This is a genomic window from Nocardioides sp. (assembly GCF_036493135.1).
Taxonomy (GTDB): domain Bacteria; phylum Actinomycetota; class Actinomycetes; order Propionibacteriales; family Nocardioidaceae; genus Nocardioides.
This window is the reverse complement of sequence record NZ_DASXQG010000048.1, coordinates 1-20,565: the sequence shown is the minus strand read 5'-3', so window position 1 is coordinate 20,565 and position 20,565 is coordinate 1. Positions and strand designations below refer to the sequence as shown.

23 protein-coding genes are annotated in these 20,565 nt (G+C 71.4%); 6 read left to right on the top strand and 17 right to left on the bottom strand.

Going from position 1 to position 20,565, the window contains the following annotated elements:
* The first annotated feature begins 96 nt into the window (after window positions 1-96).
* Window positions 97-477: a helix-turn-helix transcriptional regulator gene (locus VGJ24_RS08595; RefSeq protein WP_331500121.1), complete on the top strand. Its 381-nt coding sequence runs from the start codon at window positions 97-99 to the stop codon at window positions 475-477.
* Here the strand turns inward: VGJ24_RS08595 and VGJ24_RS08590 are convergent.
* The 10 genes from VGJ24_RS08590 to VGJ24_RS08545 all read right to left on the bottom strand — a co-directional run bounded on the left by VGJ24_RS08590 (window position 474) and on the right by VGJ24_RS08545 (window position 9,960).
* Window positions 474-1,097, bottom strand: a complete 624-nt coding sequence (locus VGJ24_RS08590; RefSeq protein WP_331500120.1) for a ClpP family protease — start codon at window positions 1,095-1,097, stop codon at window positions 474-476. The two genes, VGJ24_RS08595 and VGJ24_RS08590, sit on opposite strands and share 4 nt — an antisense overlap.
* Window positions 1,094-1,708, bottom strand: coding sequence for an ATP-dependent Clp protease proteolytic subunit (locus VGJ24_RS08585; protein WP_331500119.1), 615 nt, complete (start codon window positions 1,706-1,708; stop codon window positions 1,094-1,096). Before VGJ24_RS08585 ends, VGJ24_RS08590 begins: the two co-directional genes overlap by 4 nt.
* 114 nt (window positions 1,709-1,822) lie before the next feature.
* The gene (locus VGJ24_RS08580; protein ID WP_331500118.1) at window positions 1,823-2,482 is read right to left on the bottom strand and encodes a histidine phosphatase family protein; all 660 of its coding nucleotides are present in this window, start codon (window positions 2,480-2,482) and stop codon (window positions 1,823-1,825) included.
* Complete coding sequence (locus VGJ24_RS08575) at window positions 2,482-3,567, bottom strand: phosphotransferase family protein (RefSeq protein ID WP_331500117.1); 1,086 nt, start codon at window positions 3,565-3,567, stop codon at window positions 2,482-2,484. The genes VGJ24_RS08580 and VGJ24_RS08575 overlap by 1 nt, the downstream gene beginning before the upstream one ends.
* Window positions 3,568-3,593: 26 nt before the next feature.
* Entirely contained in the window at window positions 3,594-5,033 is a 1,440-nt protein-coding gene (locus VGJ24_RS08570; protein WP_331500116.1) for a sigma-70 region 4 domain-containing protein, read from the bottom strand.
* A gap of 51 nt (window positions 5,034-5,084) precedes the next feature.
* Complete coding sequence (locus VGJ24_RS08565) at window positions 5,085-5,888, bottom strand: SDR family NAD(P)-dependent oxidoreductase (RefSeq protein ID WP_331500115.1); 804 nt, start codon at window positions 5,886-5,888, stop codon at window positions 5,085-5,087.
* The gene (locus VGJ24_RS08560; RefSeq protein ID WP_331500114.1) at window positions 5,885-7,132 is read right to left on the bottom strand and encodes an acyl-CoA dehydrogenase family protein; all 1,248 of its coding nucleotides are present in this window, start codon (window positions 7,130-7,132) and stop codon (window positions 5,885-5,887) included. The genes VGJ24_RS08565 and VGJ24_RS08560 overlap by 4 nt, the downstream gene beginning before the upstream one ends.
* Before the next feature lie 158 nt (window positions 7,133-7,290).
* Window positions 7,291-8,853: a hypothetical protein gene (locus tag VGJ24_RS08555; protein ID WP_331500113.1), complete on the bottom strand. Its 1,563-nt coding sequence runs from the start codon at window positions 8,851-8,853 to the stop codon at window positions 7,291-7,293.
* The gene (locus VGJ24_RS08550) at window positions 8,828-9,538 is read right to left on the bottom strand and encodes an ABC transporter ATP-binding protein (protein WP_331500112.1); all 711 of its coding nucleotides are present in this window, start codon (window positions 9,536-9,538) and stop codon (window positions 8,828-8,830) included. Before VGJ24_RS08550 ends, VGJ24_RS08555 begins: the two co-directional genes overlap by 26 nt.
* An 83-nt stretch (window positions 9,539-9,621) precedes the next feature.
* Complete coding sequence (locus VGJ24_RS08545) at window positions 9,622-9,960, bottom strand: DUF6054 family protein (RefSeq protein ID WP_331500110.1); 339 nt, start codon at window positions 9,958-9,960, stop codon at window positions 9,622-9,624.
* A gap of 149 nt (window positions 9,961-10,109) precedes the next feature.
* Here VGJ24_RS08545 and VGJ24_RS08540 point away from each other — a divergent pair, with 149 nt between their 5' ends.
* Complete coding sequence (locus VGJ24_RS08540) at window positions 10,110-10,562, top strand: hypothetical protein (RefSeq protein ID WP_331500109.1); 453 nt, start codon at window positions 10,110-10,112, stop codon at window positions 10,560-10,562.
* A 78-nt stretch (window positions 10,563-10,640) separates the two neighbouring features.
* On the opposite strand, the gene VGJ24_RS08535 is transcribed toward VGJ24_RS08540, so the two are convergent.
* Together VGJ24_RS08535 and VGJ24_RS08530 are read right to left on the bottom strand one after the other, a co-directional pair.
* Window positions 10,641-12,863, bottom strand: coding sequence for a 3-hydroxyacyl-CoA dehydrogenase NAD-binding domain-containing protein (locus tag VGJ24_RS08535; protein WP_331500108.1), 2,223 nt, complete (start codon window positions 12,861-12,863; stop codon window positions 10,641-10,643).
* Window positions 12,864-12,917: 54 nt separating this feature from the next.
* Window positions 12,918-14,153, bottom strand: coding sequence for an acetyl-CoA C-acetyltransferase (locus tag VGJ24_RS08530; protein ID WP_331500107.1), 1,236 nt, complete (start codon window positions 14,151-14,153; stop codon window positions 12,918-12,920).
* A 27-nt stretch (window positions 14,154-14,180) separates the two neighbouring features.
* Between VGJ24_RS08530 and VGJ24_RS08525 the strand changes: the two genes are divergently transcribed.
* Together VGJ24_RS08525 and VGJ24_RS08520 are read left to right on the top strand one after the other, a co-directional pair.
* Window positions 14,181-14,918, top strand: a complete 738-nt coding sequence (locus tag VGJ24_RS08525; RefSeq protein WP_331500106.1) for a helix-turn-helix domain-containing protein — start codon at window positions 14,181-14,183, stop codon at window positions 14,916-14,918.
* 39 nt (window positions 14,919-14,957) lie between these two features.
* Complete coding sequence (locus VGJ24_RS08520) at window positions 14,958-15,851, top strand: NmrA family NAD(P)-binding protein (protein WP_331500105.1); 894 nt, start codon at window positions 14,958-14,960, stop codon at window positions 15,849-15,851.
* Window positions 15,852-15,912: 61 nt separating this feature from the next.
* On the opposite strand, the gene VGJ24_RS08515 is transcribed toward VGJ24_RS08520, so the two are convergent.
* Window positions 15,913-16,623, bottom strand: a complete 711-nt coding sequence (locus tag VGJ24_RS08515; RefSeq protein WP_331500104.1) for a CPBP family intramembrane glutamic endopeptidase — start codon at window positions 16,621-16,623, stop codon at window positions 15,913-15,915.
* 55 nt (window positions 16,624-16,678) lie between these two features.
* Between VGJ24_RS08515 and VGJ24_RS08510 the strand changes: the two genes are divergently transcribed.
* A complete protein-coding gene (locus VGJ24_RS08510; protein WP_331500103.1) occupies window positions 16,679-17,101 on the top strand; it encodes a helix-turn-helix domain-containing protein in 423 nt (140 codons plus the stop codon).
* 3 nt (window positions 17,102-17,104) lie between these two features.
* Window positions 17,105-17,284, top strand: coding sequence for a hypothetical protein (locus tag VGJ24_RS08505; RefSeq protein ID WP_331500102.1), 180 nt, complete (start codon window positions 17,105-17,107; stop codon window positions 17,282-17,284).
* Between the two features lie 50 nt (window positions 17,285-17,334).
* On the opposite strand, the gene VGJ24_RS08500 is transcribed toward VGJ24_RS08505, so the two are convergent.
* From VGJ24_RS08500 to VGJ24_RS08485, 4 genes are all read right to left on the bottom strand, one after another.
* Window positions 17,335-17,529, bottom strand: coding sequence for a CsbD family protein (locus VGJ24_RS08500; RefSeq protein ID WP_331500101.1), 195 nt, complete (start codon window positions 17,527-17,529; stop codon window positions 17,335-17,337).
* Between the two features lie 90 nt (window positions 17,530-17,619).
* Window positions 17,620-19,059 (bottom strand): NAD(P)/FAD-dependent oxidoreductase, encoded by a 1,440-nt coding sequence (locus tag VGJ24_RS08495; RefSeq protein WP_331500100.1) that lies wholly within the window; start codon window positions 19,057-19,059, stop codon window positions 17,620-17,622.
* Window positions 19,059-20,222, bottom strand: a complete 1,164-nt coding sequence (locus tag VGJ24_RS08490; protein ID WP_331500099.1) for a CaiB/BaiF CoA-transferase family protein — start codon at window positions 20,220-20,222, stop codon at window positions 19,059-19,061. The genes VGJ24_RS08495 and VGJ24_RS08490 overlap by 1 nt, the downstream gene beginning before the upstream one ends.
* Window positions 20,223-20,229: 7 nt before the next feature.
* Window positions 20,230-20,565, bottom strand: a 336-nt coding sequence (locus tag VGJ24_RS08485) for an AAA family ATPase (RefSeq protein WP_331500098.1), incomplete at its 5' end; no start/stop codon positions are given.

The following is a 20,565-nucleotide window of genomic DNA, read 5'->3' as shown; positions in this document are numbered from 1 at the left end:
AACCCGCGCGCCGGCAGCGCTTGAGCGATGTTGCCCAGGTTCTGCCCACAGCAGAACCCATCTACGTCGGCGCCACTCGGCGCTTAGAGTCGACCCATGGGTGATGTCGTCCAGCTTCCGGTACGCCGGCAGCAGCAGCCTCACGTGTCAGAGCAGCAGACCGACGAGCCCCGCCGGGTCGCACCGGCCCGGGCTCCGCGCGAGAGCGAGCCCCGGGTCGAGCCGCTCTGGCGCGAGTCCGCCGGGCACGAGCTCCGCGAGGAGCGACTCGCCTCCGGCAAGAGGTTGATCGACGTCGCCGAGGAGGCGGGCGTCTCGCCGCAGTACCTCTCCGAGGTGGAGCGCGGCCTCAAGGACCCGTCGTCGGAGCTGCTGGCCGCGATCGCCGGCGCGCTCGGGCTGAGCGTCGCCGAGATCGCGGCCCGCGTCGCGTCGAGCTCGATCAGCACCCGGTCCCCGGTCTGCCTCGCCGCCTAGAGCCGCGCCCCCGCCAGCACCGACCGAGGCGTGTCCCGCTCGGTGATCACCGCGTCGACGACGCCGTACTCCAGCGCCGGCTGAGCGGTCAGCACGAGGTCGCGCTCGGTGTCCTCGCGCACCTGCGCCGGCGTCTTTCCGGTGTCCTGCGCGAGCAGCTCCTCGAGCAGCGACCGGACGCGTTCGACCTCGTCGGCCTCGAGGATCAGGTCGGGGATCGTGCCGCGGCCCTCGGCCGCCGGTGCGTGCAGCACCACCCGCCCGTGCCGCAGGATCTGCCGCCGCCCCGTTGCTCCACCGGCCAGCAGGACGGCCGCGGTAGCCACCGCCTGGCCGACGCAGGTCGTCTCGACGGGCGGCCGCACGAACTGCATGGCGTCGTAGATCGCGAGCATCGCCGGGATCGAGCCGCCCGGGGAGTTGAGGTACAGGTTGATGGGCGCCTCCGGGTTCTCCGACTCGAGATGGATCAGCTGTGCGATGACGGTGTTCGCGACGCCGTCATCGATCGGCGTACCGAGGTAGATGATCCGGTCGGCCAGCAGCCGGCTGTAGACGTCGACGGTCCGCTCGCCGCGGTTGCTCTGCGTGGTCACGTAGGGGATCGGGTAGCTGCTCATTGCGAGACCCCCAGTCCGAGCGGGCGTACGACGGGCGTGCGCACGTCGTCCACCGAGCTGACGACCTGGTCGACGAAGCCGTAGTCGAGGGCCTCGTCGGCGCTGAACCAGCGGTCGCGACGCGAGTCGCGCTCGACGGTCTCCACGTCCTGCCCCGTGTCGGAGGCGATCAGCGAGAGCACCGTGTCGCGCGTGTGGCGCAGGTCGTCGGCCTGGATGGCGATGTCCATCGCGGTCCCGCCGATGCCGGCCGAGCCCTGGTGAAGCAGGACCCGGGCGTGGGGCATTGCGTACCTCTTGCCTTTCGCGCCTGCACTCAGCAGGAACTGCCCGGCACTCGCCGCAATCCCCATCGCCAGGGTCGAGACGTCGTTGGGGATCAGGGTCATCACGTCCCGGATCGCCAGCATCGCCGGGACCGATCCACCCGGTGAGCTGATCCAGAGGTGGATGTCGGCGCGGGGATCACGGGCGGACAGCACCATCAGGCCGGTGCAGAGCCGGTTCCCCATCGCCTCGTCGAGCACGCCACCCATCAGCAACGTGCGTTGGTCGAGCAGGCTGCTGGCCAGCTCGTCGTCGATCCGGCCCCAGGCCGTTCCTTCACTCATGCAGCCACGGTGCCAGCCGACGTATGGCCAGCGAAGGGCGTGCTGCTCCGAGCGGATCGGCGGTCGGCGGATCTGCTACCAGCAGCACGCCCCCACCCCCTCGACCCGGCGGAGCTAGCGGTAGGTGACCAGCGCCCGTGACAGGTGCGAGTGCTCGTTGAAGGACAGCAGCCGCCGACCGGTCGAGCCCTCGAGCACCCGGGTGACCGACGCGTTCGCGTGCACGGTGTTGAACGCGTTCCACAGCCGCGGCACCGCGTCGGGCGACGCCACTGGGTCGATCAGGGTTGCGGCGACCGCAGCGATCGGGCCACCCGAGGAGACGACGATGGTCACGTCGTCCCGCGCGAAGGCCCGATCGAGCGCCTCGTTCGCCCTGGCGAAGAACGCCGGCCAGGACTCGGCGTACTCGTCGTCGTGCTCGCCCCCGGACCACCGCGACGTGGCCTCCTCGAAGACCCTCTGGAAGGCCCGCCGGTCGGTGCCGACCTCCCGTCCGTCGAGAGTCTGCGCGACGACGGCGACGTGGTCGAACTCGTTCCAGCCCTCGTCGAGCTCGGGCGTGACCGACCAGCCACCGCCCTCGAGCATCGCGGTCGCGGTGTCGCGTTGTCGCCGCATCGCCCCGTGCACGACGGCGTACGGCGTGACGCCCTGCCCGGCGAGGGCACGGCCCAGCACCCGGCTCTGCTCGACCCCGGTCTCGCTCAGTACGTCGTAGTCGTGGGCGCCGAACGACGCCTGGCCGTGTCGGACGAGCAGCACCACCCCCATCAGGCGCTCACCACTCGCCGGGTGCGCTGCTCGAGGTAGCCCACGGCCTCGCCGAACCCGGCGAACGCGGGGTTGTGCGTCTGACCCTGCACGAAGCGGTACCAGATCTGCTGGATGATCACCGCCAGCCGGAAGAGCCCGAACGCCTCGTAGAACCGCCACCGCTCCCGGGTCATCTCGATGCCCCGACGCGCGCAGTACCAGTCGATGACCTGCTGCCGCGTCCACATGCCCGGCACCGTGGTCGGCTGCCTGCGGAACTCGCGGTAGAACGGGTCGTCGTCCTCCTGGATCCAGTAGGCCAGTGCGCCGCCGAGGTCCATCAGCGGGTCGCCGACCGTCGCCATCTCCCAGTCGAGGACGCCGGTGACCCGCAGGTCGTCGTCGGGGTCCAGCACCAGGTTGTCGAAGCGCCAGTCGTTGTGGATCAGGCACTGGCCGGAGTCGGCCGGCTGGTGCCGGTCGAGCCACGCGGTGAGCTCGCCCCAGTCGCCGAGGTCGTCGGTGGCGGCTCGGCGCAAGCGGTCGGTCCATCCGGACACCTGACGCGCGACGTACCCCTCGCCGCGGCCGAGCGACGCCAGGGCCGGGACCTGCCCGACGTGGACCTCGTGCAGCCGGACCAGCGCCCTCCACGCGTGCTCGCACAGGGTCGACGCACCCGACGGCGACAGCTCGAAGGTCGGGTCCTTGCGCAGGATCACGCCGTCGAGCCGCTCCATGACGTAGAAGTCGGAGCCCAGCACGGACTCGTCCGTGCACAGGCCGACCATGCCGGCGACGTACGGGTAGACCGGCCCGAGCGCGTGCTGGATGAGGTACTCGCGACCCATGTCGTGCGCGCCGCGCGCCTTCGCGCCGACCGGGGGCCGACGGAGGATCAGTTCGTGCGCGTCGTACGTCGAGCCTGGTCGGGACCACCGCAACAGATAGGTGAGGTTGGAGGCACCGCCTGGGAACTGCCGCACCTCCGGGACGCCGTCCGGCACGTCGGCCTCGGTGTGCGTGCGGAGCCAGCGGAGCACGGCCCCGACGTCGACCGCGTCCTCCTCGCGGACCGGACGCGACTCGTCGGCGGTGCTCACCGGCCCAGTATGTCGGGACCGTTCGGTCAGCTCGCCGGTGCCCGGAAGTACGTCTGCAGTACGTCGTCCCCGCCCCGCGGCGCGCTCAGGTACGCCGTCACACCGCCGACGGCCCAGTCGCGCACGGTCTCCACAGTCAGCGCCGCCGAGCCCGCGTCGGCGCTCGCGATCCGTGCGCACCCCAGGTTCGCGACGTCCCATCGGGTGCCGGCGTCACCGGTCAGCGCGAGCGCCACCCAGCGTCCGCTGGGCGTCGCGCACGTGGAGTTCGCCGTGGAGTCCGGCGTGGTCGGGGCCGCGGCGAGGTGGGCGCCGTATGCCTTCGCCGCCGCGCCGGGCAGGCGCTGGGAGTACATCAGGGTGGAGACGCCGGTGTCCTGGGAGTAGACGCACACCGACAGCGAGTCCGGCTTCAGCGCGCGCGGGCCCGCTGTCGGGCGCAGGACCGCCTGCCTCGGGCAGCCGTTGCCGTCGACGTCGACCTGCTCCACGGTGCCCAGGATCTGCCGGCGCATCGACGACTCCGGGGAGAACGCGGTGATGCGCTGGTCGCCGACCGCGCGGGTCTCGGCGATGGTCGAGCCGAGCGACCTCACGCCGACCCGGAACGGCGAGTCGAACCACACGGCGTCCGCCGACGGCATCGTCCCGGACGAGCCCCAGGACATGCACCGCTGGTTCGTCACGGCCGGCCGGCCGACGAACCCGGTCAGCGTCGAGACGTACGACGAGGTGTCGGCCGGCGAGAGCACCGCCGCCTGGTTGGTGCCGCACGACCCGAGGTGGTGCGGTCCGCGGAAGAAGCTCGACCGGATCGGGGAGCTGCCCCAACCCCACGTGTCCGGCACCCGGAGCTGGACGCCGGCGTACGACTCGTAGCGCCAGGCCTGCGGGACGTCGACCTTCGGATAGCGGATCACGCCGCTCGGCGTGCGCGACTCGTGGGCGATGAAGGCGACACCACCGACGAGAGCCAGGACGGCGAGCGCGGTGAGCCCGGGGCCGCGGCGGCGTCGGGGCGGGGAGCCGGTCGTGTCGGGTGTGACGGGGCGGGTCAGCAGCTGTGTCGGCGCGGATCCGGCCCGGGCGACGACCTCCTCACGCATCCCCGCCCGCTGGTCGGCCGGCACGCCCTGCTGATGGACGTCGGCGAAGCCGCGCTGGAGGTGGCGCCGGGCGGCCGACTCGGAGCAGTGCAGCACCTCGGCGATCTCGCCGTCCGACCGTTCCTCGAGCACGCGCAGGACCACGGCGGCACGGCGAGGGCTCGCACACGCCCGGACGACCAACCGGCGGGCCTCCAGGTCGGGATCGTCGCGCGAGACCCGCTGCCACCTGACGCGGGTGCGGGCCAGGGCCCGGGTGACCGCCGCCTCGGCGACGGCGTCGTCGTCGACCAAGGCAGCCGCGAACGCGAGCAGCGGCGGCGTGCGCGCCGCGGCCCAGTCGTCGTACCCGGCCGTCATGGGTCAACGATGCCCCAGGTTCGACCGGTTGGGGCGCGTGTCACCAGATCCCTACTCGCTCGGCGCACCGTCGAGCTCGCGGAGCCGGGCCGCCTGACGCCGCAGCTGCGCGTCGTACGCCGGCCGGTCGCGGAGCTTCTGGTCGTACGCCGCGCGCGCCATCGGGTCAGGCAGGATCACCTCGTCGCCGGCGTCGATCCCCGCGAGCACCGCGGTCGCGATCTGGTCGGCGGTGAACGGCGAGCTCTCGACCAGGTGCGTCACCACCGCTCCCAGCGCCAGGTCGGCGCCGCGCAGCGAGGAGAGCAGGTTGGTGCGGAAGTACGACGGGCAGACCACGTGCGCGGTCACGCCGTACGCCGCGAGCTCGTGGCCGAGGGTCTCGGTGAGTGCGACGACCCCGGCCTTCACCGCGTTGTACGACGCCATCCCGGCCGGGTGCACGAGCCCGGCGAGCGAGGCGACGTTGACGATCGTCCCCGACTCCTGTCGCTTGAACACCGGCGTGAACGTCCGGCACCCACGCACCGCGCCGAGCAGGTTGACGTCGATGATCCACTGCCACTCGTCGATGCCCGCGACGTCGATCCGGCCGCCACCCGCGACGCCGGCGTTGTTGACCAGGACGTCGAGCCCGCCCCAGTGCTCGTCGACCCACTCCCGAGCCGTGGCCCAGTCGTCGTCGGAGGTGATGTCGAGCCTTCGGATGGTTGAGGAGGACGCCCTGGCGCCTGTCTCGACGCCACCCGTTCCCGCTACATCCGTCGCGAGCACCTCGTCCCCGCGCTGACGGAAGGCTCGGGTCAGCGCCTCTCCGAGACCCGACGCGGCCCCGGTGACCAGCACCCGGCTCATGAGTACTTGCCGAGCTCGAGGCGCGCGACCATCCCGCGGTGCACCTCGTCCGGCCCGTCGGCGAGCCGCAGAGCCCGGGCGTTCACGAACGCCCCGGCCAGCGGGAAGTCGTCGGACATCCCGCCACCGCCGTGGAGCTGGATCGCCATGTCGATGACCTGCTGCGCCACGTTCGGCACGGCGACCTTGATCGCAGAGACCTCGCTGAGCGCGTTCATCGGGCCGCCCCGGTCGAGCTTCCAGGCGGCGTCGAGGACCAGCAGCCGGGCCTGGTCGATGGCGATGCGTGCGTCGGCGATGCGTTCGCGGTTGCCGCCGAGGTTCACCAGCGGCTTCCCGAACGCCGTGCGCTCGAGGCCGCGGCGGCACGCCAGCTCGAGGGCGAGCTCCGCCAGGCCGATCAGCCGCATGCAGTGGTGGATCCGGCCGGGACCGAGCCGTCCCTGGGCGATCGCGAACCCCTGGCCCGGCCCCGAGATCACGTTCGACAGCGGCACCCGGACGTCGGTGAACGACACCTCGCCGTGGCCGAGCGGCTCGTCGTACAGGCCCATCGTGTTGAGCAGCCGCTCCACCGTGACGCCGGGGGTGTCCAACGGCACCAGCACCATCGAGTGCCGGTGGTGGCGGTCGGCGTCCGCATCGGTGACGCCCATGAAGACCAGGATCTTGCACTCGGTGTTGCCGACGCCGGTCGACCACCACTTGCGGCCGTTGACGACCATCTCGTCACCGTCGACGACGCACGTGGCTTCCATGTTCGTCGCGTCGGACGACGCCACGTCGGGCTCGGTCATCGTGAACGCAGAGCGGATCCGCCCGTCCAGCAGCGGCTCCAGCCACCGCGCGCGCTGCTCCTCGGACCCGTACCTCAGCAGCACCTCCATGTTGCCGGTGTCCGGTGCGTTGCAGTTGAGGACCAACGGGGCGATCGCCGACCGCCCCATCTGCTCGGCCAGGGGCGCGTAGTCGACGTTGGTCAGTCCCTCGCCGCCGTCGGTGCCGAAGCGCGCGGCGTACTCAGCGGCGTGCTCCTTCGGCAGGAACAGGTTCCACAGCCCGCGCTCGCGTGCCTTCGCCTTGAGCTCGCCGAGCACGGGGAGCGGTGTCCACGGATCGCCGGTACGGCGTGCCTCGGCGAGGTCGCGGTGGTAGGCCGGCTCGATCGGGCTGACCTCCGTGGCCATGAACTCGGCCACCCGAGCGGTGAGGTCGGCGGCTCGGGCGGACGGGGCGAAGTCCATACGCCCGACCCTAGCGATCCGAGGTGGGACTTCTCCGGTGCCCAAGTGGGCCTTCTCCGGTACCGAAGTGGGCCTTTCCCAGGCCCCAGATGGGACTTCTCCGCCCGCCGGGGCGCGGAGGACTCGCCCTTCGATGGCGGACAGCTCCCACTTCGGCGTCAGGCGGCGACCGTGCTGACCACCCGCGCGCGGGTGACCGGGTCCTCCCAGCGGTGTCGGGTGCGGACCAGCCGGGTCGCCGACCACAGCAGGCAGGGCATCGCGACGATCAGCGAGAGCCGCCAGTCGGGCACGTGCGCGCAGCCGGAGAAGACCAGTCCGGTGAACGTCGTCGAGGTCGCCAGCCGCGCGGAGTAGCCGACCATCGCGGCCGGCGGCGCAGGCGTCGCCCGCGCCGAGCGGAGGTCGACCGGATAGGGGTGCAGGAGCGACCAGCGCAGCGCGGCGCCGACCACCTGCAGGGTCACCACGACCAGCGTGGCGACGAGGGCGGCCAGCTCCTGGGGGTTCGGCACCCCGGCCCGCAGGGCGCCGACCAGGATGGTGATCAGGGCGGCGATGCCGAGGAACTCGGCGAGGACCAGCGTGCGGGCGTCGAACAGGGTGGTCGCGGGTGCCGGCAGGTTCTCGCGCCACAGCGCACCGCGGCCGTCGAGGCACCAGGCGTTGACGCCGAACAGCAGCGCCCCACCGGAGGCGACCAACCCCGGAAGGATCGTCATCTGCGCCCACTTCAGGTCGCCGAACAACGCCACCAGGCCGGGGCCGACGGCGAGCACCAGTACGCCGCGGCGCATCGGCACCGAGCGCCACACGGACGCGCGGTCCGTGCGGACCAGGATCCCCAACACACTGCGCGGCATCGGCCGCGGCGCGTGCTGGTCGGTCTCCATGCGCGCCTCGTCACGGGCCATCCGCCTGGCGGCGACGTGGGCAGGGACCGCCCCCGCCACCAGCGCGGCCACGATGCCGGTCAGCAGGACCAGGACGGTCTCCCACAGGCGCCAGCTGAGCGGGGAACTCGTCCCGCCGGCCAGGAACCACACGGTCGGCAACCGGTCCAGCAGGCGCGTGGTGTGCCCGGTGAGCTGGATCACGCCTGCCCCCAATGCGACCGCGACCAGAGTTCCGCGCGAGACCGCGATGCCTCCGGGTCCGCGGCGGACGGCCTCCACCGTCCAGGCGATGACCTGCCCGAGCGCCGTCCCCATCACGATCCAGAGGACCATCGTCACCTCGGCCTGCACCAACCGGCCGGGGATCACCGAGTAGGAGACCGCGCCGAGCAGCACCCAGGCCTGGATCATCCACGCGATGTTGAGCGGTGCGAGCAGCAGCGCGCCCAGGTGGTCGGTGGTCGGGCTGATCGGGTGTGGACCGGCCTGGTCACGGGAGATCAGCTCGCGTCCGCCTCCGGAGCCGATCGCCGAGCCCATGTTCAGGATCAGGATGCCGGCCATGAGGGTCGGAGTCAGCAACAGGATGTCGAACGCCCGGCCGGCCCCGTGGGCACCGGGCATGAAGGCGGGCACGACCGCCGCTCCCAGGGTGATCGCCACGAACACCAGGGACAGCACGCGCGACAGGTGGCGACGACGTACCGCCTGCCTGCGGAACTCGAAGAGGATCGCGACGTCGACGACGGCGCGGCGGGCCGAGGCGAGCCGGCCGGGAGCGGCGTACGACGTGTCCGCGTCAGTCGAGGAGAGCGCGGTAGGCACGTGCCCCCTCCTCGCCGGCCATCTCGTCGGCGTCGACCGCGGCGACCCGCGAGCCACCGCGGAGAACCAGCGCCGTGCCGCACGCCTGGACCGCGAGGTCACGCAGGTGGGTCGAGAGCAGGATCGTCGCCCCGCGAGCGCGAGCGTCCGCGATCACCTCGAACGTCGCCTCGACCCCGATCGGGTCGACGCCGTCGAACGGCTCGTCGAGCAGCAGGACCTGGGGTTCGTGCATCGCCGCCAGTACGACGGACAGCCGGCGACCCATGCCGTGGGAGAACCCGCCGGTCACCCGGTTCATCACGTCACCGAGCTCGAAGCGCTCGAGCAGGTCACGCGCACGCTCCTCCCAGCGGCTGAGGCGCCGGAGCCGCGCACTGAGCTGGAGGTGCTCCCACGGGGTCGCCCGCGGGACGAGGCCACCCACGTCGGGGCAGTAGCCGCTGAGCTGCTTGACGGCCACGGTGTCCTTGCGGATGTCGAGACCGGCCACGGACACGGTGCCGGCGGTCGGCGGCACGACGCCGGCCAGCACACGCATGGTGGTCGACTTGCCGGCGCCGTTGCGCCCGAGCAGCGCGGTCGCCTGACCGGGGTACGCCTCGAGGTCGATGCCGGCAACGGCCTCGACCTCGCCGAAGCGCACGTGCAGGCTGCGCACGTCGACGACGGGGGGTTGAGTCACGCCGAGAATCCTCTCAACCGATCGGAGTTCTGACTCCCGAACCGGAAAAAGGCCGTCCCGGGCCGGCCGGGCCATCCCCGGGATCAGGCCGCGTAGCTGCGGAGCGCGTCGACGGCCTTGTTCAGGAAGTTCTCCTCGCCGACGGTGTTGATCTTGAAGAACACCGCCTGGCTGCCGCCGGCGGTGATGGCGCTGACCGCCAGTCGGCCCCCGACCGCGAGGATGCTGATGTTCAGGCTCACCCGGTTGCCGCCGAAGGCGCTGTACCGCTCATAGACACGCACGACCATCCGGGCGTCCCCGATCGTGTGGTCGGAGCTGTCTTCGACGTTCGCGCTGACGCTGCCGCGAAGGATCTGCTGGTCGAGGTGAGCCACGAGACCGTTCACGTCACCCTCGAGCTCCTGCTCGTACTGAGCCACGCAGCGAGGGTACGGCGTCACGCGGCGCGCGGTCGGCCTCCGACGCGCCGGAGGATGCAGGTAAAGCCTTCGGCGGTTCGCCCCCTTTCCTCGGCCGAGTTTCGTATCGTGCTGGTGCTCGCCTGACAAGCTTCGGGGGAGGCTGCCTGATGGCAAGGCATCGAGCTCGAGAACGCCGGTCCGTCGCGACTCCGACCACCGGCCAGCCGACGCCTGCGCCCACCGAGCTTCCGCTCGCCATGGCGGACGCCGCCGACGGCGCGGCCTCACCGGTCGAGCTCGCTGCCCTGGCCAGGCTCAGGGGCGACCGCTTCTTCCAGGTGGAGCTCGACCACGTCACGGTCGCGTCGTACACCGATGGCTCTGCGGCCGGGCGGCGGGGACGACGGCGCCGGGGAGCCACCGACCTGCTCGGTCAGATCGAGGAGCTCGGCTGGACGCTGGAGCACGTCGCCTGGTGGCGTGAGCCGGACGGTGACGGAGTCCGCGGCGTCTACCTGTTCCGCTCCTCGGCGCCCGATCTCCACACGGCGGCGCCGCCCGCTCCGGCCGGTCCGAGCGACGAGCACGGTCCGACCCACCGTCGCGACGTCGCCATCTGACCCCGCGTGCTGGGAGAGCACAACGGCTTCCTCGGCCCGGCGAGCCGGACCATGGTCGTACCAAAGCGCTGACCCCACTCAGGCGGGGAACCCTGCGCCCTTCGTGGCGAGGTCGCGCAGGTACGTCGTGGGGCGGAAGCGCTCGCCGTACCGGTCGGCCAGCTGGTCGGCACGTGCCAGGAACGCGTCGAGACCGATCGGGCCGACTCCGTCACCCTGACCGTCGACGGCCTGGTAGCCGGTCATGAACTGCGCGGCGCCGCCGGAGTTGGCCGGGAAGCCGATGCCCATGATCGAGCCGATGTTGGCCGCGGCCGAGGACTCGATGACGCCCTCCTCGAAGCACTTCGCCGTCTCCAGCGCCTCGATGAACATCATCCGGTCCTTCACGTCGGCGAACGGGATCTGCTCGTCCGCCACCGGGAATGCCTCGGCGAGGCCCGGCCACAGATGCGTGCGACGACCGTCCTCGTAGCCGTAGAAGCCGGCCCCCTTGACCCGCGACGGCCGGCCGAGCTCGATCATCCTGGCGACGACGGCGGTGCCCGGGTGCTCGTCGTACGGCGTGCCGTCGCGCTCAGCGGCGTCCTTGGTGGCCCGGGCGATCTTGGCGATCAGCTCCATGTTCAGCTCGTCGGTGAGCTGCAGCGGTCCGACGGGGTACCCGTCCTGCATGGCCGCTCGCTCCAGCGACATCGGCGGGACGCCCTCGGCGAGCATCGCCAGACCCTCGTTCACCATCGTGCCGATGACCCGCGAGGTGTAGAAGCCGCGACTGTCGTTGACGACGATCGGGGTCTTGCGGATCTGCAGGACGACGTCGTACGCCTTGGCCAGAGCGGCGTCGGAGGTCTGCTCTCCCTTGATGATCTCGACCAGCGGCATCTTGTCGACCGGGCTGAAGAAGTGCAGGCCGATGAAGTCCTCGGGTCGCTCGACGCCGGTGGCGAGCTCGGTGATCGGCAGGGTCGAGGTGTTGGAGCAGAGCAGGGCGTCCGGGTTGACGTGCGGGACGACCTCAGCGAAGACCTGGTGCTTGAGGCTCGGGTCCTCGAAGACCGCCTCGATCACCAGGTCGCACCCGGCCAGGTCGGCCGGGTCCTTCGTCGGCGTGATGCGCCCGAGCATCTCGTCGCTCTTCTCCTGGGTGAGCTTGCCCCGCTCCAGGCCCTTGGCGTTGAGCTTCTCGCTGTAGCCCTTGCCGCGCTCGGCCGCCTCGAGGGTGACGTCCTTGAGCACGACCTGCATCCCGGCGCGGGCACACGAGTAGGCGATGCCGGCGCCCATCATGCCGGCGCCGAGGACGCCGACCTTGGTCGCCTTGAACTGGTCGTGGCCCTCGGGGCGCAGCTTGCCGGCGGTGATGGCCTGCAGGTCGAAGAAGAACGCCTGCGTCATGTTCTTGAAGTTCTGTCCGACGAGCAGGGTGGTCAGGTAGCGGCTCTCGATCCGGCTCGCGGTGTCGAAGTCGACGCTCGCGCCCTCGACCGCGGCGGACAGGATCGCGCGCTGGGCGGGGTAGACCGCGCCCTTGTTCTGCTGGCGGAGCAGCGCCGGGAACGCCGGGAGGAACGCGGCGAGCTTGGGCGACCGCGGCGTACCACCAGGCATGCGGTAGCCCTCGCGGTCCCACGGGTTGGTGGCGGCGTCCGCGTCGTCGCGGTGCTCGAGGATCCAGGCTTTCGCGGCCGGGATGAGGTCGTCGCGAGTGGCGACGACGGCGTCGACGAGGCCCTTGGCCTCGGCGTCGTTCGGCTTGAACCGCGGGCCCTGGAGCAGGACGTCCATCAGCGCGGACTGGATGCCGAACATGCGGGTCACGCGGGTCACGCCCCCGCCGCCGGGCAGCAGGCCGAGGGTGGCCTCGGGCAGGCCGACCACTGCGGAGGGGTCGTCGACCACGATCCGGTGGTTGCACGCGAGCGCGATCTCGTAGCCGCCGCCGAGGGCAGCCCCGTTGATCGCGGCGACGACCGGGCGGGGCAGCTTCTCCAGACGCCGCAGGTCGGACTTCATCGCCTCTACACCGGCGAACAGCGACGCCGCGTCGGCCGGCGTCGCCTGCATCATGAGGGTCAGGTTCGCGCCGGCGAAGAAGGTCTTCTTGGCACTGGTGACGACGACGCCGGTGAGTCCGTCCACCTCGTCGTACAGCCGGTCGACCGCCGCATGCATCGAGTCGCGGTAGAGCTCGGTCATCATGTTCGCGCTCGCTGTGGGGTCGTCGAGCGTGAGCGTGACGATGCCCTCGGCATCCTTCTCGTAGCGGACGGCGGTCGTCTCAGAGGCGGTCTGGGTCATGGTCTCTTCCGTTGAGGTGTCACAGATGGTCGGTCGACGCGTCACAGATGGTCGTCAGACCAGCTCGACGATGGTGGCGATGCCCATGCCACCGCCGATGCAGAGCGTGGCCAGGCCACGGCGCAGGTCGCGACGCTGGAGCTCGTCGATCAGCGTGCCGAGCAGCATCGCGCCGGTGGCGCCTAGCGGGTGACCCATCGCGATCGCACCGCCGTTGACGTTGGTGATCTCGTGGGTGATGCCCATGTCCTTCATGAAGCGCATGGCGACGGCGGCGAAGGCCTCGTTCATCTCCCACAGGTCGATGTCGCCGACCTCGAGGCCGGCCCTGGCCAGGGCCTTGCGAGCCGCCGGGGCCGGGCCGGTCAGCATGATGGTCGGGTCGGCACCGGAGACCGCGGTCATCACGATCCGCGCGCGAGGGGTGAGGCCGAGGTCGGCGCCGGTCTGCTCGGAGCCGATGGCCACGAGGGCGGCTCCGTCGACGATCCCGGACGAGTTGCCGGCGTGGTGGACGTGGTCGATGCGCTCCACCCAGTGGTACTTCTCCAGAGCCACGTCGTCGAAGCCCGCATCCTTCCCGATCGAGGCGAAGCTCGGTGTGAGGCCGGCCAGGCCCTCGACCGAGGTGTCGGGGCGGATGAGCTCGTCGTGGTCGAGCACGGTCACGCCGTTCGCGTCCTTCACCGGGACGATCGAGTCGGCGAAGTAGCCGTTGGCCCAGGCCTTGGCCGCGCGGTGATGGGACTCCGCGGCGTACGCGTCGACGTCGGAGCGGCTCCACCCCTCGAGCGTCGCGATCAGGTCGGCACCGATGCCCTGCGGGACGAAGCCCGTGGTCAAGGCGGTGGCCGGGTCGGCCGCCCAGGCACCGCCGTCGGAGCCCATCGGCACGCGGCTCATCGACTCGACGCCGCCGGCCAGGATCAGGTCCTCGAAACCGCTACGGATGCGAGCGGCCGCCTGGTTGACGGCCTCGAGGCCGGAGGCACAGAAGCGGTTGAGCTGGACACCGGCAACGGTCTCGGGGTAGCCGGCGGCGAGGGCCGCGGTCTTGGCGATGTCACCGCCCTGCTCGCCGATCGGCGAGACGACGCCGAGCACGACGTCGTCGACGCGCTCAGTGTCGAGCGACGGGTTGCGGGTCTGGATCTCGTCCAGCAGGCCGACCATCAGATCGACCGGCTTCACCTCGTGCAGGGAGCCGACCGCCTTCCCCTTGCCGCGCGGCGTACGCAGGTGGTCGTAGACGAATGCTTCCCTGGGTGTCTGCTGTGGGGATGGAGCCATACTCCCGATTGTGACACTCTTACTGTCATGGTCGTCAAGGTAGACGGTGCTGCTGTGGGGACGCTCACGCTGTTGACTCTCGAAGAGCTCACCGAGCGGATCGGGATGAGTGTCCGGAACGTGCGCTTCTACACCACCAAGGGGCTCGTGCCTCCGCCGATCCGACGCGGTCGCAGCGGCTACTACAGCGCCGACCACGTCGCACGCCTGCAGCTCGTGCAGGAGCTCCAGGGCCACGGCTTCACGCTGTCGGCGATCGAGAGGTACGTCGCGCGCATCCCCGAGAACGCCTCTCCCGAGGACATCGCCCTGCACCGCGCGATGCTCGCGCCCTGGATGGCCGACTCCTGGCAGGAGTGCACGCGGACCGAGCTCGAGCGCCAGGCGGGACGACGCCTGACGACGGCCGACCTGGACACCCTCGAGGCGCTGGGCGTCCTGCGAACGAGTAGCCGCGGTCGGTTCCGGGTCTCGCGTTCACAGCTCGGCGTCGGGCTCGGCCTGCTCGACCTCGGCTACCCGATCGAGGCGGCGCGCGCGGCGGCCGAGGTCTACGCCACGCACGGGCGCGCGATCGCGGAGGAGCTGTACGAGCTGTTCCGCACACGGGTCTGGCCGGTCTACAAGGAGCAAGGCGTCTCGCCGGAGAAGATCCAGGAGGTCGTCGAGCGGCTGAAGCCGCTGTCGATCGCCTCGCTCGTGCAGGCCTACGAGGCCGGCATGGACGACACCCGGCGCGCCAACATCGCCAAGCGCGCGCGATGAGCGGGTGTCGGGCGCCACGTGCGGGGTACGGCGCCTGACGTGACGGACATCCTGGTGACCGGCGCCACCGGCTTCGTCGGTGGCCGGCTGGTGCCCGCCCTGATCGCCGCCGGGCACGACCTCCGCGCGATGACGCGGCGGCCGGAGGAGTACGACGGGCCCGGCACCCCCGTGGGCGGGGACGTGCAGGACCAGTCGACGCTCGATGCGGCGCTGAGCGGTGTCCGTGTCGCCTACTACCTCGTCCACTCGCTCGATGCCGATGACTTCGAGGACCGTGATGCACGGGCAGCGGAGACGTTCGGGAAGGCGGCCGCTGCGGCCGGTGTGCACCAGATCGTCTACCTCGGCGGGTTGGGGGCCGAGAGCGCCGAGCTGTCTGCTCACCTGCGCTCGCGGCGGGAGGTTGAGGGCCTGCTCGGTGCGGCCGGCGTTCCGGTCACGGTGCTGCGGGCGGGGATCGTCGTGGGGCGCGGAGGAGTCTCCTGGGAGCTGACCAGGCAGCTGGTCAAGAACCTGCCGGCGATGGTGGTGCCGAGATGGGTCGCGACCCGGACGCAGCCGATCGCCGTCGACGACGTGATCCGGTACCTGGTCGGCGTGGCCGACGAGCCCCGGGCACTGGGCCGCGTGTTCGAGATCGGCGGTCCCGAGCAGCTGACGTACCTCGAGATGCTCCAGATCGCCTCCGCAGTCACCGGCGGGCACCCGGTGCCGATCGTCAAGGTGCCGGTGCTGACGCCGCGGCTCTCGTCGTACTGGCTCGCGCTCGTGACCGACGTCGACGTCACCACCGGCCGCAACCTGATCGACTCCATGGGCACCGAGGTCGTCGTCACCGATCGCTCGATCGAGGAGATCGTCCCCGGCGACCCGATCCGGTACGCCGAGGCCGTTCGGCGTGCCCTCGAGGACGCCGAGGACTCGGGTTGAGGAGCATTTGGAACGCCGCTGAGGTCGGGCCAGAGGAGCCGATCTGGCGGGACTGTTCGGCTCAGCCGAAGACCGCCGGGAGGGCGAGGAGGAGGGTGAGCGACCAGACGACGTGGGTGATCACCGGGGCCTGGATGCCGCCGGTGGCGCGGCGTTCGAGGCCGAGCACGGCACCTAGGACCACTGCGGCGAAGGCGAGCATCACGTTGCCCGTGGCCAGCGTCGCGAGGGTGTACGCCGCGGTGGTCACGGCCACCGGGTAGCGAGGCGTCGCGGCGTACAGCGCGCCCCGGAAGAACAGCTCCTCCGCCACGCCGTTCACCGCGGTCACCAGCGCGAGCAGCGGCACCGAGCCCTGGTCGGCGTGGTCGAGCACGTGCTGGACCTGGTGATCGAGCCACGGCATCTCGCGCACGCCGAGTGCCCCCGCGACGAAGAACGCGGCGAGCAGGGCGCCGTACAGCAGCGGGACCAGGACCGGACGCGGCCCCGGCTCCTCCCCGTGCAGCGTCCGGCCGAGGTGCAACGGCCCGGAGGCGAAGGCGCCGACGGCCCAGACGAGTGCCAGCCCGAAGGTCGCGGGGTAGAACCAGTCGTTCCCCGGCTCGATGCGCAGCGACACCCCGAGCACGACAGCGCCGACCACGAGGACCGCGCCCGTCACCCACTGCCGCCGACGCAGGTCGCGCGTGGACTCGCGATGGTCGCGCGGGACCTGGTCCCACAGGCTGCGGCGTACCCCGCGCCGTACGCCGTCCAGCACGCTCGTCACCCTACGCACCACCCGGGGATTGATTTTGCATCGGAACCGATGCATCATTTCCGATGTGAATGGGTTCGACCTCTACATCCTGGGCCGTCGGCTGATGCGGCTCGGGCAGGAGGCCACGCCGAGCGCCGGCATCCACCGGCTGCCGAGCAGCGTGCAGCTGGTGCTCGTCGACGTCGGCGATCATCCCGGCACCTCGGTCTCCGAGGTGGTGGCGCGCACGGGCCTGCCGCAGAGCCTGGTCTCCGCCGCCGTCGCGCGGCTTCGCGACGGCGGCGCACTGCTGACCGAGACCGACCCGGCCGATCGGCGACGCACGCTGGTGCGCCCCTCGGCCAGGATCCCCGCGCTGACGGCACGGGTGGCGACGACGCCACTCGAGGACGTGCTCGGGCCGGCCCTCGGCCTGGAGGACGCCGACGAGATCGCTCACGTCGTCGCGCTCCTCAGGGAGCTCGCGGCCCGATTCGAGAGGACGTAGGACATGGTCAGGTTGCTGGGCGGGAACGCCCCGCTCGGGATGCTGCTCGGGGCGGCGATGGTCGCCCTCGGACTCACCCAGCACCTCCCGCTGTTCGGGGTGTTCGGCGGGTACGTCGGGCTGGTGTCGCTGTGGCGGCTGGTCGACGACGCGCGCGACCGGGACCGGTCCGACCGTCCCTGAGACGCACGGCGGGGTCTCCTCCCCGGAGGCCCCGCTCGTCGGCGTGCGGCTCAGCTGCTGAAGGTGTCCTTCACGTTCTTCGCGGCCTCCTTGGTGTGACGCGCGGCCTCCTTGACCTTGGCCTCGCCCTGGTCGGCCTTGCCCTCGGACTCCATGCTCTCGTCCCCGGTCGCAGACCCGGCCGCCTCCTTGGCCTTGCCCTTGGCCTCGGTGGCGTCGTTCTTGATCTTGTCGTCGAGTCCCACGTGCGCTCCTTCGTCTCTGGAAGGTCGTCCTTCGCGCACCACGTACCCGCGCACCACGCCGGCATGCGCGAGCCCTGTCTCACCGGAGGGTTAGGAGAAGTCGAGGACGCCGTCGTCGAGCGGAGCGCGCCGGATCGTGCGCCGGTCGCGCAGATAGCTCTGCCGCAGCCGCCACGGCTCGCGGTCGCCCTGGTGGGGGAGCTGGTCCAGCGCACGCAACACGTAGCCCGAGGTGAAGTCCATCAGCGGCACCTCGCCGACCGTCGGATCGCGCCGGGGTACGACGCGGCGGTAGCCGTGCTCGGCCAGGTACGTCAGCAGCCGGCAGGTGAACTCCGCGACCAGGTCGACCTTCAGCGTCCACGAGGCGTTGGTGTAGCCGACCGTGAACACGAAGTTCGGGATCTCGCTGAGCATCAGCGCGCGATAGGTCATCGCGGTCGACGGGTCGACCTTCTCGCCGTCCACGATCAGCTCGATGCCACCGAACGGCGACAGCGTCAGGCCGGTCGCGGTGACGACCACGTCGGCGTGCAGGTGCCGGCCGTCGGCCAGCACGATCCCGTCGGAGTCGAAGCGCTCGATCGTCGAGGTCACGATCTCGGCGTCGCCGCGACGTACGGCGTCGAAGAGGTCCGCGTCGGGCACGAAGCACATGCGCTGGTCCCACGGGTCGTAGCGCGGTGTGAAGTGCGTGTCGACGTCGTACCCCTCGGGGAGCAGCGACACGTTCTGCTTGCGCACGAGCCGCCGCACGGTCTCCGGACGGCGGCGCGAGAGCCGGTAGAAGACCGTCTGGACCAGGATGCTCTTCCAGCGCACAGCGCGATGGGCCAGACCGGCCGGGAGCCACCGCCGGGCTCGCGCGGCGAAGGGGTCGCGCTGCGGGAGGCTCAGCACGTACGACGGTGACCGCTGCAGCATCGTCACGTGCGACGCGCGCCGCGCCATCTCCGGGACGAGAGTCACTGCTGTCGCGCCGCTGCCGATGACCACGACCTCCTTGCCCGCCCAGTCGAGCTCGGCGGGCCAGTGCTGCGGGTGGACGATCGTCCCCGTGAACTCGCCTTCGCCGGCGAACTCCGGCCGGTGTCCGTGCTCGTAGTCGTAGTAGCCGCGGCACGACCAGACCAGCCCGGCGGTGAAGGTCACCGTCCTGCCGCCGTGCTCGGCCTCGACGGTCCACCGGGCCTCGCCGGAGTCCCACGACGTCCGGACGACCCGGTGGGAGTAGCGGACGTGCCGCTCCACGTCGTACTCACGGGCGGTCTCGCGGAGGTACTCGAGGATCCGCTCGCCCGAGCCGAGTGCCTCCTCGTGCCGCCACGGGCGGAAGCGGTAGCCCATCGTGTACATGTCCGAGTCCGAGCGGACGCCCGGGTAACGGAACAGGTCCCACGTCCCGCCACTCACCTCGCGCGCCTCGAGCACGACGTACGACGTGCGTGGCAGCGCACGGGTCAGGTGCGCGGCGGCGCCGATGCCGGACAGCCCGGCGCCGATGATCAGGACGTCGACGTGGTCGCCCATCAGGCCTGCACCGCCGCTCCGGACTCGAGCAGGGCATCGACGTCGACGATCCCCCACGCGCGCAGGGCGTCGCGGGTGTCCTGCCCGGCCTTGGCCGGTGGCGGGCTCGTCAACGACGGCGCCGTCCGTGAGAAGCGCGGGGCCGGTGCCGGCTGGGTCATTCCGTCGCGCTCGACGAACGTGCCGCGCGCCACCAGGTGCGGATGGCCGAACGCCTCCGTCATCGGCAGCACCGGCGCGACGCAGGCATCCGTGCCGTCGAACACCTCGACCCACTCGGCCTGCGAACGCCCACGTACGGCGTCCGCGATGAGCCGGCGGAGCTCGGGGTGGTGCGCAGGGTCGTTCCGGCCGGGGGCCGTGTCCGCGATGCCGAGACCGGCGACCAGCTCGTCGTAGAACTGCGGCTCGAGCGCCCCGATGGCCAGGTGTCGTTCGTCGGCCGTCTCGTAGAGGTCGTAGAACGGCGCACCGCCGTCCAGCAGGTTGGCGGCCCGCTCCTCGCGCAGGACACCACCGGCCAGGAAGCCGGTCGCCATCGCGTTGAGGTGCGCGGTGCCGTCGACGATCGCGGCGTCGACCACCTGTCCCTCGCCGGAGAGGCGCGACTCGAGCAGCGCGGCGAGGATCCCGATCACGAGGTACGTCGAGCCGCCGCCGAAGTCTCCGACCAGGTTGGCCGGGAAGTGCGGGCGGCTCTTGTCCTGCCCGAGGCCGAACAGCGCTCCGGCGATCGCGATGTACCCGAGGTCGTGGCCCGCGGTTTGGGACAGCGGGCCGGTCTGGCCCCAGCCGGTCATCCGGCCGTAGACCAGCCGCGGATTGCGGGCGAGGCACTCGTCGGGACCGAGCCCGAGCCGCTCGGTCGTACCGGGCCGCAGGCCCTCGACGAGCACGTCGGCGCCCGCGACGAGGTCGAGCGCGGTGGCGACGCCGTCGGGGTGCTTGAGGTCGAGCGCGACGCTGGGGCGCCCGCGGTTGAGCAGGTCGTGCGGTCCGCCGGTCAGTGCCTGACCGCCGGGACGGTCGATGCGGATCACGTCGGCGCCGAGGTCGGCCAGGATCATGCACGCGTGCGGTCCCGGCCCGATCCCTGCCAGCTCCACGACCTTGACGCCTCGCAGCGGACCTGTCCCCTGGCCGAGTTCCATGACCTCGATCATGCCGGGCTCATGACGGGGGCAGCACCCGCGTCAAGAACCGCCTCGTGCGCTCCTCGCGTGGCTGGCTGAAGATCTCGGCGGGAGGACCATGCTCGAGGATGCGTCCCTCGTCGAGGAAGCAGACCGCGGTGGCGACGTCCCGGGCGAACGCCATCTCGTGGGTGGCCAGGATCAGCGTGGTCCCGGCGCCGGCCATGTCCCGGATGATGTCGAGGACCTCGCCGACCAGCTCCGGGTCGAGCGCGGAGGTCACCTCGTCGAGAAGCACCAGCGAGGGCTCGGTCGCCAGCGCTCGTACGACGGCCGCGCGCTGTTGCTGGCCGCCCGAGAGCCGGTCCGGGTG

Bases quoted from the DNA above. Each gene is read 5' to 3' on its own strand.
- VGJ24_RS08560 (WP_331500114.1), bottom strand. From the start codon at position 7,132: ATGGACTTCGCCCCGTCCGCCCGAGCCGCCGACCTCACCGCTCGGGTG.
- VGJ24_RS08525 (WP_331500106.1), top strand. From the start codon at position 14,181: ATGGTCGTCAAGGTAGACGGTGCTGCTGTGGGGACGCTCACGCTGTTG.
- VGJ24_RS08540 (WP_331500109.1), top strand. From the start codon at position 10,110: ATGGCAAGGCATCGAGCTCGAGAACGCCGGTCCGTCGCGACTCCGACC.
- VGJ24_RS08580 (WP_331500118.1), bottom strand. From the start codon at position 2,482: ATGGGGGTGGTGCTGCTCGTCCGACACGGCCAGGCGTCGTTCGGCGCC.
- VGJ24_RS08535 (WP_331500108.1), bottom strand. From the start codon at position 12,863: ATGACCCAGACCGCCTCTGAGACGACCGCCGTCCGCTACGAGAAGGAT.
- VGJ24_RS08495 (WP_331500100.1), bottom strand. From the start codon at position 19,059: ATGGGCGACCACGTCGACGTCCTGATCATCGGCGCCGGGCTGTCCGGC.
- VGJ24_RS08490 (WP_331500099.1), bottom strand. From the start codon at position 20,222: ATGATCGAGGTCATGGAACTCGGCCAGGGGACAGGTCCGCTGCGAGGC.
- VGJ24_RS08590 (WP_331500120.1), bottom strand. From the start codon at position 1,097: ATGAGCAGCTACCCGATCCCCTACGTGACCACGCAGAGCAACCGCGGC.
- VGJ24_RS08565 (WP_331500115.1), bottom strand. From the start codon at position 5,888: ATGAGCCGGGTGCTGGTCACCGGGGCCGCGTCGGGTCTCGGAGAGGCG.
- VGJ24_RS08595 (WP_331500121.1), top strand. From the start codon at position 97: ATGGGTGATGTCGTCCAGCTTCCGGTACGCCGGCAGCAGCAGCCTCAC.
- VGJ24_RS08570 (WP_331500116.1), bottom strand. From the start codon at position 5,033: ATGACGGCCGGGTACGACGACTGGGCCGCGGCGCGCACGCCGCCGCTG.
- VGJ24_RS08505 (WP_331500102.1), top strand. From the start codon at position 17,105: ATGGTCAGGTTGCTGGGCGGGAACGCCCCGCTCGGGATGCTGCTCGGG.
- VGJ24_RS08530 (WP_331500107.1), bottom strand. From the start codon at position 14,153: ATGGCTCCATCCCCACAGCAGACACCCAGGGAAGCATTCGTCTACGAC.
- VGJ24_RS08585 (WP_331500119.1), bottom strand. From the start codon at position 1,708: ATGAGTGAAGGAACGGCCTGGGGCCGGATCGACGACGAGCTGGCCAGC.